The sequence below is a fragment of the Thermus kawarayensis JCM 12314 genome, from assembly GCF_055393575.1.
The window spans coordinates 604,835-618,022 of sequence record NZ_AP043756.1 but is presented as its reverse complement, the minus strand read 5'-3'; the positions used below and the strand labels follow the sequence as shown (position 1 = coordinate 618,022).

Annotated in this window: 14 protein-coding genes; 10 read left to right on the top strand and 4 right to left on the bottom strand. The window is 68.3% G+C overall.

Annotated features, from left to right (window positions below):
* The first annotated feature begins 940 nt into the window (after window positions 1–940).
* Window positions 941–2,908 (top strand): DUF11 domain-containing protein, encoded by a 1,968-nt coding sequence (locus ACZ5RK_RS03770; protein WP_464909722.1) that lies wholly within the window; start codon window positions 941–943, stop codon window positions 2,906–2,908.
* A 33-nt stretch (window positions 2,909–2,941) separates the two neighbouring features.
* Here the strand turns inward: ACZ5RK_RS03770 and ACZ5RK_RS03765 are convergent, their stop codons facing one another.
* Window positions 2,942–4,252: an acetyl-CoA hydrolase/transferase family protein gene (locus ACZ5RK_RS03765; RefSeq protein ID WP_464909721.1), complete on the bottom strand. Its 1,311-nt coding sequence runs from the start codon at window positions 4,250–4,252 to the stop codon at window positions 2,942–2,944.
* Window positions 4,249–5,310, bottom strand: a complete 1,062-nt coding sequence (locus tag ACZ5RK_RS03760; protein ID WP_464909720.1) for an alanine dehydrogenase — start codon at window positions 5,308–5,310, stop codon at window positions 4,249–4,251. Before ACZ5RK_RS03760 ends, ACZ5RK_RS03765 begins: the two co-directional genes overlap by 4 nt.
* An 87-nt stretch (window positions 5,311–5,397) precedes the next feature.
* On the opposite strand from ACZ5RK_RS03760, the gene ACZ5RK_RS03755 reads away from it, so the two are divergent.
* Genes ACZ5RK_RS03755 through ACZ5RK_RS03740 form a run of 4 tightly spaced genes read left to right on the top strand, consistent with a single transcriptional unit; the run spans window position 5,398 to window position 8,046 of the window.
* Complete coding sequence (locus ACZ5RK_RS03755; RefSeq protein WP_464909719.1) at window positions 5,398–5,874, top strand: DUF456 family protein; 477 nt, start codon at window positions 5,398–5,400, stop codon at window positions 5,872–5,874.
* A gap of 9 nt (window positions 5,875–5,883) precedes the next feature.
* Window positions 5,884–6,132 (top strand): glutaredoxin family protein, encoded by a 249-nt coding sequence (locus tag ACZ5RK_RS03750; protein ID WP_464909718.1) that lies wholly within the window; start codon window positions 5,884–5,886, stop codon window positions 6,130–6,132.
* A gap of 8 nt (window positions 6,133–6,140) precedes the next feature.
* A complete protein-coding gene (gene lgt / locus ACZ5RK_RS03745; RefSeq protein ID WP_464910052.1) occupies window positions 6,141–6,971 on the top strand; it encodes a prolipoprotein diacylglyceryl transferase in 831 nt (276 codons plus the stop codon).
* A 4-nt stretch (window positions 6,972–6,975) separates the two neighbouring features.
* Window positions 6,976–8,046 carry a cystathionine beta-lyase gene (locus ACZ5RK_RS03740; RefSeq protein WP_464909717.1) on the top strand — a complete coding sequence of 357 codons (1,071 nt, stop codon included), beginning with the start codon at window positions 6,976–6,978 and terminating at the stop codon, window positions 8,044–8,046.
* Window positions 8,047–8,094: 48 nt separating this feature from the next.
* Here the strand turns inward: ACZ5RK_RS03740 and ACZ5RK_RS03735 are convergent, their stop codons facing one another.
* Entirely contained in the window at window positions 8,095–8,562 is a 468-nt protein-coding gene (locus tag ACZ5RK_RS03735) for an Hsp20/alpha crystallin family protein (protein ID WP_054647363.1), read from the bottom strand.
* 99 nt (window positions 8,563–8,661) lie between these two features.
* On the opposite strand from ACZ5RK_RS03735, the gene ACZ5RK_RS03730 reads away from it, so the two are divergent.
* From ACZ5RK_RS03730 to ACZ5RK_RS03720, 3 genes are read left to right on the top strand one after another with little or no spacing between them, the layout of a single operon-like run.
* Window positions 8,662–9,354 carry a sulfurtransferase gene (locus ACZ5RK_RS03730; protein WP_464909716.1) on the top strand — a complete coding sequence of 231 codons (693 nt, stop codon included), beginning with the start codon at window positions 8,662–8,664 and terminating at the stop codon, window positions 9,352–9,354.
* On the top strand, window positions 9,351–9,974 hold the full coding sequence (locus ACZ5RK_RS03725) for an MBL fold metallo-hydrolase (protein WP_464909715.1): 624 nt from the start codon (window positions 9,351–9,353) through the stop codon (window positions 9,972–9,974). Before ACZ5RK_RS03730 ends, ACZ5RK_RS03725 begins: the two co-directional genes overlap by 4 nt.
* A complete protein-coding gene (locus ACZ5RK_RS03720; RefSeq protein ID WP_464909714.1) occupies window positions 9,962–10,717 on the top strand; it encodes a zinc ribbon domain-containing protein in 756 nt (251 codons plus the stop codon). The genes ACZ5RK_RS03725 and ACZ5RK_RS03720 overlap by 13 nt, the downstream gene beginning before the upstream one ends.
* Before the next feature lie 88 nt (window positions 10,718–10,805).
* On the opposite strand, the gene ACZ5RK_RS03715 is transcribed toward ACZ5RK_RS03720, so the two are convergent.
* Complete coding sequence (locus ACZ5RK_RS03715) at window positions 10,806–11,237, bottom strand: OsmC family protein (protein ID WP_464909713.1); 432 nt, start codon at window positions 11,235–11,237, stop codon at window positions 10,806–10,808.
* Between the two features lie 92 nt (window positions 11,238–11,329).
* Here ACZ5RK_RS03715 and ACZ5RK_RS03710 point away from each other — a divergent pair, with 92 nt between their 5' ends.
* On the top strand, window positions 11,330–12,106 hold the full coding sequence (locus tag ACZ5RK_RS03710; RefSeq protein WP_464909712.1) for a metalloenzyme: 777 nt from the start codon (window positions 11,330–11,332) through the stop codon (window positions 12,104–12,106).
* A gap of 68 nt (window positions 12,107–12,174) precedes the next feature.
* Window positions 12,175–13,158: an iron ABC transporter substrate-binding protein gene (locus ACZ5RK_RS03705; protein ID WP_054647604.1), complete on the top strand. Its 984-nt coding sequence runs from the start codon at window positions 12,175–12,177 to the stop codon at window positions 13,156–13,158.
* Window positions 13,159–13,188 lie beyond the last annotated feature (30 nt).

Genomic DNA, 13,188 nt, shown 5'->3' with positions numbered 1-13,188 from the left:
GGACCTACGCATCGTGGGGAACTCGCTGGAGGCGTGCTCATCAAACGCGCTCACCACCATCACCCCCACGGTGCCCCCATCGCCCTCCTCTTGTACCACCTCCGGAAACAACAACAGCTACACCATGGCTTTTGTTGATTTCGACACCGACCCCTCAACGTTCAATGCTTCGGCAGCCTACTTGGATCTGCCTTCAGGTGCGGAGGTCCTTTGGGCTGGACTCTACTGGGGAGGTTCCCGCGGGGGGTCCGTTTCCCCGCCGACCCCGGGCGCCATCGGCCAGGTGCTCTTCCGCAGGGAAGGCGCACCCTACCAGGCGGTGACGGCTCAACAGGTAGACACGGGCATAAGCCACCAGCAGAATCCCTACGCGGCTTTCGCGGAGGTCACGGGGCTTGTTCGCGCCTGGGGGGCGGGCTGGTACTGGGTGGCCAACGTTCAAGCTTCTAGAGGCACTGTAAACGGCGGAACTTATGCGGGATGGTCCCTGGTGGTTGTCTATCGGTTAGATTCCCTCCCTCTTCGGCACGTCAGCATTTACGACGGCTTTCTGAACCAATCGGCTAGCGGAGCGCCCACGACGATCACCGTTTCCGGCTTTCTCACTCCTGCTTCGGGCACCGTGGAGGCTTCCTTAGGTTTTGTGGTGCAGGAGGGGGATCTGGGCACTTCTGGAGACAGCCTGAAGCTTAACGGTGTTCCTCTATCCGGGGGGAGCCTGCGTCCTAGCAACAACTTCTTCAATTCCAGCGCCACGGCCTTGGATGAAAGTCGCAACGTTATCGCGTTTTCCCAGCGCCAACCTGGCTATCCCAACCTTTTAGGGTGGGACCTGGGTCTGGTGACTGCCGATGGCGTTCTCTCACCGGGATCCAGCTCGGCCACCGTTACTTTTTCCACAAACGGGGATGGATATTATCCGCAAGTCCTCGCTTTTTTGGTGAACATTTACGTCCCCGACCTCGCCACCACCTTCACCAAGACCGTCTCCGACCTCAACGGCGGGGACCTCCTGGTGGGGGACCTCCTGGAGTACGCCGTGAGCTTCAGCAACACCGGGCTGGACGCGGCCACGAACGTGGTGGTGATGGACCCCATCCCGGCGGGGACCCAGTACGTCCCGGGAAGCCTCCGGGTGGTGCAAAACGCGGCGGTGGCGCCCACCGGCACCTTCACGGACACAGCGGGCGACGACATCGCCGAGTACAGCCCAAGCTGTCCCGAGGCGGGGGGAAAGCCTTGCGTGCGCTTCCGGCTCGGCGCCGGGGCAAACGCCAGCCAGGGCGGCCTCATCCTTCCCGGAGAAGGAGCGGAGATGCGCTTCCGGGTGCAGGTCCTCCCTGAAGCCGCAAACAGCACCGTCGTCAACACCGCCAAGGTGAGCTACAACGCCCAGACCCTGGGAACCGGCTTCAGCCAGGAGGCCACCTCAAGCGCCTCGGTCACGGTGGTGGGCTTCACCCTTACGGGCCAGGTCTACCACGACCTCGAGCCCAACGGCCTGAAGTCCTCTGGGGAGAGCTGGAGCGACGGGACCACGGTCTGGGTGAAGCTCCTCCAGGGGGGGAGCGTGGTGGCCCAGGCCCAGGTGGACCCGGGAAGCGGCACGTTCAGCTTCGCAGGGGTGGCCTCGGGAGGCTACACCCTCTTCCTGGACGACAACAACAACCCCTCCGACACCGCTCCCACCCCCCCTTCGGGCTGGCTCTTCGTCAGCCCTCCCTCGGGTAGCCTCAGCGTGAGCGTGTCCCGGGACCTCTCCGGCCTGGACTTTGGCCTCTTCCACGGGGCGAGGCTCGGGGGCACGGTCTTCTACGACGATGGGGAGGGAGGCGGCGCGGCGAACGACGCCCTGAAGACGGGCGGGGAGAGGGGCGTCCCCGGGGTGGTGGTCGCCGCCCAGGGAAGCGGCACCCGCTCGGCCACCACCGACGGCCAGGGCCGCTACGTTCTCTACATTCCCTGGAACTTCGGCCCCTTCACCCTCTCCCACCCCTTGCGCCCGGCCACGGGCTGGAACGATGGGAGCACCGCGCACCCGGTTACCAGCTGGGCCGGGGCGCAGAACCCCGCCTTCCCCACCCTGGATGCGGGGGCCATCGCCGGAACCCAGGTGGAGCGCAACTTCGGCGTGGTGCGGGAAAGCCGCCTCTACCCCGCCCAGTCGGGCCAGGCGGCAAGCCCGGGAACCGTGGACTACGCCCACCTTTTCCGTCCGGGCACCCAGGGTGGCCTCACCCTCTCCTTGGGCAACACCCCCTCCTGGGGCTACCAGGTGAGGCTGGACCGCAACTGCGATGGGGACTTCAACGACCCCGGGGAAGGCTTCGCCCCCCTGCCCCAGACGCTCCCGGTAGACGCCTCCTGGCCCCGGGAGGCGGACGGAAGCCTCAAGGCTTGTGCCCTGGAGGTGCGGGTCCTGGTGCCTGCGGGGGTACCGGCGGGAACGGTGGACGTGGCCCTCCTCCAAGGGAGGCTGGTCTGGGAGGGCAACCCCGGGGTGGCGGAGGTGCGGGAGCTCACCGACACCACCACGGCCACGGGAGGCCACGTCCGCCTGACCAAGAGGGTGCGGAACGTCACCCAGGGAACGGGTTTCGGCACCCTGGGAGAGGGAAGGCCCGGGGAAGTCCTGGAGTACTGCGTGGCCTACAGCAACCTGGGCACCGCCCCCGTGACCCAGTTCCTCCTCAGCGACCCCGTTCCCTTCTTCACCGACCCCCTGGCCTCCGTGGCGGACTACGGAGGGAAGGCCATACGCTGGACCCATGGGACCACCACCCTTCACCTCACAGCAGGAAGCGGGGACGATGCGGGGGAGATAGCGGGCGGCCTGGTGAGGGTGGTGGTGGGCACCGTGAGCCCGGGAGAGGGAGGGGAGGTCTGCTACCGGGTCCAGATCCGCTGAGGCTGCCCTGGTGGCCCTCCTCGGCCTGGGCGGTTAACCCCCCACGTCCACCCCGGGGTAGCTCCTGGGCAGGAGCCTCCGCTCCCAGGCGGCCTTTAAAAGCTCCTCCCGGAAGTCGGGGTGGGCCACCTGGACGAGGGCCAGGGCCCTCTCCCTCAAGGAGCGGCCGAAGAGTTCGGCCACGCCCCACTCGGTGACCACGTAGTGCACGTCGGCCCGGGTGGTGACCACCCCTGCCCCCGGCTTGAGGTAGGGAACGATGCGGCTATGCCCCTTGGCCGTGGAGGGAAGGGCGATGATGGGCCTTCCCCCCTCGCTTCTCGCCGCCCCCCGGATGAAATCCAGCTGGCCGCCAAACCCGGAGTAGATGCGGGTGCCGATGGAATCGGCCACCACCTGGCCGGTGAGGTCCACCTCAATGGCGGAGTTGATGGCCACCATCTTCCGGTTCTGGGCGATGACGAAGGGGTCGTTCACGTAGTCGGCGGGGTGGAGCTCAAAGAGGGGGTTGTCGTGGACGAAGCGGTAAAGCCGTTCCGAGCCCAGGACAAAGGTGCCGATGACCTTGCCGGGGTGGAGGGTCTTCCTGGCCCCGGTGATGAGGCCCTTGAGGAAGGCCTCGAGGACGCCATCGGAGATCATCTCCGTGTGGACGCCCAGGTCTTTGCGACCCTCCAGGCTCGCCAAGACGGCGTCGGGGATGGCCCCGATGCCCATCTGCAGGGTGGCCCCGTCCTCTATGAGGCCCGCCACGTGCTCCCCGATTTTCCGCTCCACCTCGCCAAAGCCCTCCCGCTTGAACTCGGGCAGGGGCCAGTCCAGCTCCACGATGGCGGTGAAGCGGGAGACGTGGACGAAGGTGTCCCCCAGGGTGCGGGGCATCCTGGGGTTCACCATGGCGATGACCAGGGGGGCGGCCTCGAGGGCGGCCTTGGTGGCGATGACCTCCACCCCCAAGGAGCAGAAGCCGTGCTCGTCGGGCGGGGAAACCTGGACGATGGCGGCGTCCAGGGGAAGGACCCGGCGCTTGAAGAGCCAGGGCACCTGGTGGAGCATGATGGGCACGTAGTCCGCCCGCCCCTGGTTCACCGCCTCCCTATCGGCGGGGCCCACGAAGAGGGAGCGCCTTCTAAAGTGCCCCTCCATCTCCGGGGAGGCGAAGGGGTCTTCCCCCAGTTGCAGGAGATGGACGAGCTCCACGTCCCTAAGCTCGTCCTTGCGGGCGGCCAGGGCCCTTAGGAGAGGGATGGGGGTGGCGGCGTTGCCGGAGACGAAGACCCGCATCCCAGACCGGATCAGGGTCACGGCGTCCTCGGGGGAGGTAAGCTTCTTGCGGTAGCTCATTCTAGGTGGCCTCCTTTCTGGCCCAGGAGGAGGTAGGCCCCCTGGCGAAGGGCGGGGACCTTTAGAGGGTCGTCCCCCATCTGCAGCAGAAAGGGCAGGAGGGTGGCGGTGAGGGCGTGGCTCGCCGTGCGGGGCACCAGGGCGGGGACGTTGGGCAGGCAGAAGTGGGTGACGCCCATCTCCTGGTACAGGCCCACCCGGCTGGTCTCGGCCACGCCCCCCTGGTCGATGGCGAAGTCCAGGAGGACGCTGCCCGGGCGCATGCGGGAGAGGAGCTCCCGGGTGAGGAGGATTGGGGCGCGCTCCCCCGGCACGGCCACCGCCCCCACCAGGACGTCGGCGAAGGCCACGTAACGCTCCAGGCGGCTTTGGGTGACGAGGGCGGTGACGGCCCCCGGCACCTCCTTGGCCGCCTCCTCCAGGGCGGGAAGGGCCTTGTCCAGAAGGTAGACCGAGGCCCCGGCCCCCCAAAAGGCCCTCCCCGCCGCCCGGCCCAGGACCCCCGACCCCAGGACCACCACGTCCGCCGGGGGGATGCCGGGCAGCCCCGAGAGGAGGACCCCGGGGCCCAGGGGAGCCTCCAAGAGCCGCCCGGCGATCTGGGGGGCAAGCCTTCCGGCGATCTCGCTCATGGCCTTGAGGACCGGTCGCCTCTCCCCTTCCCCCACGAGCTCGTAGCCGATGGCGGTAAGGCCCTTTTCCGCCATGGCCTCTATGAGGCCGGACTCCGCCGTGGCCAGGTGCAGGAAGCCCATGAGGGTGGCCCCGGGGCGGAGGAGGGCGACCTCCTCCAGGGTGGGCCTCCCCACCTTGAGCACCACCTCGGGGCGGCCGAAGGCCTCCTCCCGGCTCACCAGCCTGGCCCCCGCCGCCTCATAGGCCTCGTCGGGAAAACCCGCCCGCTCCCCGGCCCCCCGCTCCACGTAGACCCGGTGGCCCAGGGCGGCGAGCTCCCGCACCCCCTGGGGGGTGAGGGCCACCCGCCCCTCCCGCACCTCCTCCCCGAAGAGAGGGAGGTTTCTCAGCGCCATCCGTTCCTTGGGTAGGCCGATGTCCATACCCGCCTCCTGGCCCCAAGCTTACGGGAAGCCCCCTAGGCAGATGTCCCTTTCCCTTCTCATGGGCCTAGGCCTTAGGCTCTTCCCGTGGACGCCTTCGCCGACTGGCTCTTCGTGGCCTTGTGGCTCCTCGGGGTCCTCCTCACCCTCCTCCCCTTCGTGCCCGCCACCTTGGTCATCCTCCTCGCCGCCTTCCTCCACGAGCTCCTTGTGGGTTTCCGGGAGCTTTCCCTGGGGGCGTGGGTCCTTCTCGGAACCCTGGCCCTCCTGGCCATGACCCTGGACAACCTGGCGGCCCTCTGGGGGGCCAGGCGCTACGGGGCGGGCCGGGCGGGGCTTTGGGGGGCCTTTTTGGGCGGCCTCCTGGGCCTTTTCCTGGGGGTGGTGGGGGTTTTGCTCCTTCCCTTCCTCCTGGCGTGGCTCTTTGAGTACCTCTCGGGGCGCAGGCCCGAGGAGGCCCTGAGGGCCGCCTGGGGCACCCTGGTGGGCCTCATGGGGGGCGTGGTGGCCAAGGCGCTCCTCCACCTGGCCATGGGGCTTTGGGTCCTGCGCCATATCTTCTAGGGGTGGGGTATGCTTTCCCCCATGGAGCTCGTCTTCGTCACCCGGGAAGGGTGTGGGCTTTGCGAGAAGGCGGAAAGGGCCCTCTGGACCCTGGGGGTGCCCTACGTGCGCCGGGACGTGGACCGGGACCCCGGGCTTTTCCGGTACACCTTCCGGGTCCCGGTGCTCCTTTGGGGGGAGGAAGTGCTTCTGGAAGGGGCCTTCGGGGAAAAGGAGCTCGCCGAGCGCGTGGCGGCGCTTCTGGGAGGCCAGGGATGAACCCCACCATGATCCAGATCGGCCCCTTAAGGATCCAGTGGTACGGGTTTCTCCTCACCCTGGCCATCTTCATCGGCTTTGAGTTGGCCAAAAGGCGCCTGAAGGCCTGGGGGCTGGACACGGAGCGGTTTGAGGCCGCGGTCTTCTGGGCCGTGGTCTTTGGGGTGGTGGGGGCGAGGCTGGGGTACGTCCTCACCTCCCCCGGCTACTTCCTGGAAAACCCGGCGGAGATCCTTTATATCTGGCACGGGGGGCTTTCCTTCCACGGGGCCATCCTGGGGGGCGCCCTGGCCTTTTACTACTTCCACCGGAAGCGGGGCTATCCCCTGTGGCCCTACCTGGATGCCGCCACCCCCGGGGTGGCCCTGGGCATCGTGGCCGGCAGGATCGGGAACCTCATGAACGGCTCCGACACCGTGGGCCGCCTCACCTCCCTGCCCATCGGCTTCACCTGGCCGGAGTGGGCCAGGGGCTTCCCCGGGGTCTGCCCCGGGATTGACGACATCTCCCAGGTGTACCGGTGCCAGGAACTCCTCCGGGGCCCGGTGCACCTGACCCAGGTCTACGGGGCCCTGGTGGGGCTCATCCTCCTCCCCCTCTCCCTCTACTGGCTCAGGAAAAAGCCCTTTTACGGGTACGCCTCCTGGAACTTCCTCCTCTGGTACAGCGTCCTTCGCTCGGTCCTGGAGGAGCCCTTCCGCCTGAACCCCCTCTGGCTTCCCGTCTACCGGAACGAGGCGCTGGGCATCGGCCTCTTCACCGCCACCCAGGTGGTAAGCCTCTTTCTCATCCTCCTTTCCCTCTACATGCTGGGGCGGCTGGGCCGGGCGGTAAGATAACCCCATGGTGCTTCCCCCCCGCAAGGACTCCTTGAAGTGGAGCGCCTATCCCGAGGACGTCCTCCCCCTGTGGGTGGCGGACATGGACTTCCCCGTGGCCGAGCCCATCCGCAAGGCTTTGAAGGAGCGGGCGGAGGGGTTTTTGGGCTACCCGCCCCGGGAAGGGGACCCGGAGCTCAAGGCCCTCCTCCTGGAGAGGGGGGGCCTCGAGGGGGAGGTGGCCTTCATGCCCGGGGTGGTGGTGGGGCTTTACGCCGCCGTGGCCGCCTTCACCGCCCCTGGGCAAGGGGTCTTAAGCCAGGTGCCCGTCTACCCTCCCTTTTTGGCCGCCATCCGGGAGCAGAGGCGCACCCTCCTCGCCAACCCCATGAGGGAGACGGAGGAGGGGTGGCGGCTGGACCTCCCGGGCCTGGAGCGCTTGGCCTACGCCTCGAGGCTCCTCCTCTTCTGCCACCCGCAAAACCCCACGGGCCGGGTCTTTACGGAGGAGGAGCTGGAAGCCCTGGCGGCCATCGCCCGCAAGCACGACCTCCTCGTGGTCTCTGACGAGCTCCACGCCCCCCTCACCTACGAGAAGCCCCACGTTCCCCTGGCCCGCTTCCTCCCCGAGCGCACCCTCACCCTCCTGGGCCCGGGCAAGGCCTACAACCTGGCGGGCCTGCCCCTGGGAGCGGTGGTGGGACCCAAGCCCCTGGTGGAGGCCCTGAAGCGCCACCTCCCCCACACCTTTCCCAACGTCTTGGCCATGGCCGCCTGGAAGGCCGCCCTCCTGGAGGGGGAGGCTTGGCTCCGGGAGACCCGGGAAAGGCTTAAGGCCAACCGGGACCGGGTGGCGGCCTGGGCCCAGGCCCAGGGCCTCGGCCACTTCCCCCCGGAGGGCACCTACCTGGCCTGGCTTAGGACGGGGATTCCCAAGGCGGCGGCCTACCTCCTGCGGGAGGCCCGGGTGGCCCTGAACCCGGGGGAGAACTTCGGGGAGGGGTACGACCGCTACGTGCGCCTCAACTTCGCCACCTATCCCGAGGTCTTGGAGGAGGCCTTGAGGCGGCTTGGGGAGGCCCTGGGTCGGGTATGAAACCCCCTGGGTCTTCCCCAGGGGGTTTCCCGGCTCCAGGGCCGCGGGCTACTGGACCACCTCAATGGGGATCCGCTTGGCCCGGGCCTCGGCCACCTTGGGCAGGGTGAGCCGGAGGATCCCGTGGCGGAACTCCGCCTTGGCCTCGTCCGCCTTCACCTCCACGGGCAGGGTGAAGGTACGCACGAAGGAGCCGTGGGGGATCTCCTGCAGGTAGTAGCGGCGGGCCTTGACGTCCTCCTGGGGCTTCACCTGGCCCCGGACGGTGAGCTTGGCGCCCTCGAGGCTCACCTCCAGGTCCTCAGGGGCCAGACCGGGAACGGCCATCTCCAGGACCAGGGCCTCGTCGGTCTCGTAAAGGTCCGCCGGGGCCACGTAGGTGGTGGCCAAGGGCCGGGCGAACTCGCCCATCACCTCCTCAAAGAGCCGGTTGGCCTCCTCCAAGAGGGAAAGCGGTCCCCAGGTCCTAAAGGGCGTGATCTCCGTGGCGCGGGCGTCCCTACGCACCAGGGCCATACCGATCACCTCCGAGGTACACTAATAACACATGCGCGTATATTTGTCAAGTCCCCTTACTCTTTTGGGCTTACCCATGCGTCCCCTATAATCAGGTCCATGGACTTGCCCAAGGACGCCGTCCTGGTGGACACCCGTCCCCGGCCCGCCTACGAGGCGGGGCACCTCCCGGGGGCCCGCCACCTGGACCTCTCCGCCCCCCGGCTTCGCCTGCGGGAGGAGGCGGAACTCAAGGCCCTGGAAGCGGGCCTCACCGAGCTCTTCCAAAGCCTGGGCCTGAAAAGCCCCGTGGTCCTCTACGACGAGGGGCTCACCAGCCGCCTCTGCCGCACCGCCTTCTTCCTGGGCCTGGGGGGGCTGGAGGTGACCCTTTGGACCGAGGGCTGGGAAGCCCACGCCACGGAGAAGGAAGAGCCCAAGCCCGAGCGCACGGGGGTGGTGGCCCGGCTCCGGCGGGACTGGCTCCTCACCGCCGATGAGGCCGCCCGCCACCCCCTTCTTTTGGACGTGCGGAGCCCCGAGGAGTTCCAGGGCAGAGTCCACCCCCCCTGCTGCCCCCGGGGCGGGCGCATCCCCGGGAGCAGGAACGCCCCGCTGGATCTGTTCCTGGAAACCCCAGGGCTCCTGGAGCGGCTCTCCCTGGAACCAGGCCAGGAGGTGGGGGTCTACTGCCACTCCGGGGCCCGGAGCGCCGTGGCCTTCTTCGTCCTCCGAAGCCTGGGGGTCAAGGCCCGGAACTACCTGGGCTCCATGCACGAGTGGCTCCAGGAGGGCTTGCCCACCGAGCCATGAGGGTCCTTCCCATCACCCTGGGTCCCCTCCAGGAAAACGCCTACCTGGTGGAAACCGAGAAGGGGGTGGTCCTTATAGACCCGGGGGACGAGCCGGAACGGCTCTTCGCCCTCTTCCGGGAAACCGGCCTCACCCCCAAGGCCATCCTCCTCACCCACGCCCACTTTGACCACGTGGGGGCCGTGGCCCCTCTGGTGGAGGCCCTCGCCCTCCCCGTCTTCCTCCACCCCCTGGACCTGCCCCTCTACCAGCGGGCGGCGGAGGCGGCAGCCCTGTGGGGGATGACCATCCCCAGGCCGCCCCTCCCCGTGAGGCCACTAGAGGAGGGGATGGAGGTCTTTGGGCTCAAGGTCCTCCACCTCCCCGGCCACAGCCCCGGGCACGTGGCCTTCCACCATCCCGAGGGCGCCCAGGTGTTCTCGGGGGACCTCCTCTTCCGGGGGAGCATCGGCCGGTACGACCTGCCGGGGGCGGACCCCCAGGCCCTCTTCCGCTCCCTTAGGCGCCTCCTCGCCCTCCCCCACGAAACCCGGGTTCACCCCGGGCACGGGCCCGGGACCACCCTGGGCCTCGAGGCCCGGGCGAACCCCTTCCTCACCGGGTTAGAATGGGAAACGTGAACGGGGCGGACGCTCCTCAACGGGGACAACTGGAGGCGCTGAAGGCCCTTTACGCCCTTCAGGAAAAGGATCTAGAAATAGACCGGCTCCAAAAGGAGGCGGAAAGCCTCCCGGAGGAGCTCTTGGCAGCGAAGGCCCAGGTGGAGGCCCTGGAAGGGGAGCTCGGCGACCTCCTGGAGCGCCAGGCGGAGCTGCGCAAGGCCTACACCCGCCACAGCCTGGACATCGAGGACCTCACCGCCAAGGAAAAGCAGGCGGAGGCGGAGCAGCGCCAGGCCCAAAGCGCCCGCGAGCAGACCCAGTACGAAAACCGCATCCAGCAGATCAAGGACCGCATCAAGGAACTCCTGGAACTCTCCACCCCCATCATGGAGGCCATGGAGGAGGTGGAGGCCCAGATCGCCCGGGTGGAGGAGGCCCTGGCCGGCCTCCGCCCCCGCCTCGAGGCCCTCCTCCAGGAAAACGCCCTGAGGGTGAGGGCCCTGGAGGCGGAGATGCAAAAGCTCAAGGAGGAGCGGGAGGCCATGGCCCAGGGCATCCCCGCCCCCGTGCTCAAGGAGTACGAGGCCATCCGCCGCGCCCGCAAGGGCACCGGCATCGTGCGCATGCTCCGCCAGGGCCAGGTCTTCCGCTGCGAGGGATGCAACGTGGTCCTGCCCACCCACGTGGCGCAAAAGGTGGTGCAGGGGCAGCTCACCCGCTGCCCCTCCTGCGGCCGCCTCCTGTGGAAGGGGGAAGGCTAAGTACCCCACCGCGGCTTTCGCCGCGGTGGGGGCCCCAAAAAGTCTCCCCCCAGCCCCGGCTTGGGCAGCGAAACCGAAGCGCGGGCGCTTAGCCCACCAGGCGGGCCGAGAGGACGATCTCCCTCACCCCCGCCAGGGCCCGGGAGACCGGGCAGCCCTCCTTAGCGGCCTGGGCGATCTCCAAGAACTTCTCCGGGCTCACCCCCGGCACCTCGGCCTCGGTGAAGAGCTCTATGCGGGTGAGGGTGGCCTTGCCCTCCACCGTCTCCAGGTGGACCCGGGCCTCGGTGGAAACCCGCCTGGGGGGGAAGCCCTCCCGCTCCAAGGCGGCGGAGAGGGCCATGGAGAAGCACCCCGCGTGGGCCGCGGCGATGAGCTCCTCGGGGTTGGTGCCGGGGCCTTCCTCAAAGCGCGAGGGGAAGGAGTACGGCCCCTCAAAGGCCTGGCTCTGGAGCTTCATAACCCCCTTGCCCGAACGCAACCCGCCTTCCCATACCGCCTGGGCCTTCCTCACCGGCATAAGGACACCTCCTCCTCCAGGATACCCGGCCTTTCCCAAGGCTTTGGAAACCCCACCACCTTCTCCCCTCCCCCGAAGGGCACACTAAGGGGGTGCTCTTCCTCTTCGTGGACGGCCTGGGGCTGGGGGAGCCTCTGGAGACCCTCTTTCCCCTCCTTCTGGAGCTTTCCCCCCACCCCCTGGACGCCACCCTGGGGGTGGAGGGCCTGCCCCAGTCGGGCACGGGCCAGACCACCCTCCTCACCGGGGTGAACGCCGCAAGGCTCCTCGGCCACCACCAGGGCCCCTTCCCCAGCCCCAGGCTCAGGCCCCTCCTAGGGCAAAGCCTCTACGCCTGGGCCCGGGGAATGGGCTTGAGGGTCCTCCACGCCAACGCCTACCGCCCCGACTACCTGGAGAGGGCCTTGGGGGGAAAAAGGCTCCTCCTCTCCGCCTTCGCCCAGGCGGCGAGGCTCGCAGGCCTCCCCCTCCTCCCCCTGGGGCACCCCCTGGCCCTTCCCCCGGCCTTCTTTGAGGACCCCTACGGGGTGGGGGCCAGGGCGGCGGCCCTCGCCCGGGACTTTGACCTGGTGGTCCTGGAGTACTGGGCCCTGGACCTGGCCGCCCACCGCCACCCCGAGACCCTGCCCCAGCGCTTCGCCGAGCTTACGGGCTTCCTCCAAGGCTTCCTGGCCGAGGGCGGGGAGCTTTGCCTCACCTCCGATCACGGCAACGCCGAGGAGCCCTGGCACCCCCACCACACCCTAAACCCCGTGCCCCTGGTGTGCACCGGGAAAGCCCCCCCGCCCCCCGAGGACCTGGCCGGGGTCTTCCCCTGGATGCAAACGCTTCTCATTCCTAAACTTATGAAATCCGACCGGAATACTTGACTTTTCCCCGGAAGTGGGATAGAGTCCCCCCGAGGGCGCCCTCGGCCCGCACGTTCAAAGGAGGTAGCATGAGAAGGCTTCTTACCCTAATCGGCCTCACCGCCCTAAGCCTGGGCCTCGCCCAGCAGACCACCCTGACCCTTTACTCCGGGCGCGGGCAAAGCCTGGTGGAGCCCCTCCTCCGCCAGTTCCAGGAGGAAACGGGAATCCGGGTCCAGGTGCGCTACGGCACCGATGCCCAAATCCTCGCCGCCCTCCAGGAGGAGGGAAGCCGCTCCCCCGCCGATGTCCTCTGGCTCAACACCTCGGGGGCCCTAGGACAGGCGGCGGCCAAGGGGCTCCTCAGGCCTTTAGGGGAAACCCTTCTGCAGAGGCCTGTAGCCTTTGTGCCCGCTTCCAAGGCCTGGGTGCCGGTTACGGTGCGGCTCCGGGTGCTGGCCTACAACCCAGAGCGGGTGAAGGCCGAAGAGCTTCCCGGAAGCCTCCTGGACCTTCCCCGGTTCGTTCGGGAAAAGGGGCTCCGGCTAGGCTGGACCCCCACCTACTCCAGCTTCCAGGACATGGTGGCCGGGATGATCCTCCTCCACGGGCAGGCCAAGACCCGGGAGTGGCTTTTGGCCATGAAGGCCCTCTCCCCCAAGGCCTACCCCTCCAACCCCGCCATGCTGGACGCCATCCGCGCCGGGGAAGTGGACCTGGGTTCCACCAACCACTACTACGTGGTGCGCTTCCGCCGGGCGGGGTACAACCTGGGCCTTCACCACTTCAAGGACGGGGATGTGGGCAACCTGGCCCTGGTGACGGGAGCGGGCATCCTGAAGACCAGCAAGAACCTCGCCGCCGCCACCCGCTTCCTCACCTACCTCCTCTCCCCCAAGGCCCAGCAGTACTTCGTGGGCAACGTGGGAGAGTACCCCCTGGTCAAGGGGGTGGTGGCCGACCCCAACCTCCTGCCCCTGGAGGAGGCCCTGCGGAAAAGCCCCAGGCTGGACTTTGAGAAGCTTCCCCTGGAGGAGGCCCTTAAGCTCCTCCGGGAGCTGGGCATCCTTTAATACCACCCCATGCTGGCCTGGGCCAGCATG

Bases quoted from the DNA above. Each gene is read 5' to 3' on its own strand.
- ACZ5RK_RS03765 (WP_464909721.1), bottom strand. From the start codon at position 4,252: ATGAGCTACCGCAAGAAGCTTACCTCCCCCGAGGACGCCGTGACCCTG.
- ACZ5RK_RS03760 (WP_464909720.1), bottom strand. From the start codon at position 5,310: ATGGACATCGGCCTACCCAAGGAACGGATGGCGCTGAGAAACCTCCCT.
- ACZ5RK_RS03750 (WP_464909718.1), top strand. From the start codon at position 5,884: ATGCTTTCCCCCATGGAGCTCGTCTTCGTCACCCGGGAAGGGTGTGGG.
- lgt (WP_464910052.1), top strand. From the start codon at position 6,141: ATGATCCAGATCGGCCCCTTAAGGATCCAGTGGTACGGGTTTCTCCTC.
- ACZ5RK_RS03740 (WP_464909717.1), top strand. From the start codon at position 6,976: ATGGTGCTTCCCCCCCGCAAGGACTCCTTGAAGTGGAGCGCCTATCCC.
- ACZ5RK_RS03735 (WP_054647363.1), bottom strand. From the start codon at position 8,562: ATGGCCCTGGTGCGTAGGGACGCCCGCGCCACGGAGATCACGCCCTTT.
- ACZ5RK_RS03730 (WP_464909716.1), top strand. From the start codon at position 8,662: ATGGACTTGCCCAAGGACGCCGTCCTGGTGGACACCCGTCCCCGGCCC.
- ACZ5RK_RS03725 (WP_464909715.1), top strand. From the start codon at position 9,351: ATGAGGGTCCTTCCCATCACCCTGGGTCCCCTCCAGGAAAACGCCTAC.
- ACZ5RK_RS03720 (WP_464909714.1), top strand. From the start codon at position 9,962: ATGGGAAACGTGAACGGGGCGGACGCTCCTCAACGGGGACAACTGGAG.
- ACZ5RK_RS03715 (WP_464909713.1), bottom strand. From the start codon at position 11,237: ATGCCGGTGAGGAAGGCCCAGGCGGTATGGGAAGGCGGGTTGCGTTCG.
- ACZ5RK_RS03705 (WP_054647604.1), top strand. From the start codon at position 12,175: ATGAGAAGGCTTCTTACCCTAATCGGCCTCACCGCCCTAAGCCTGGGC.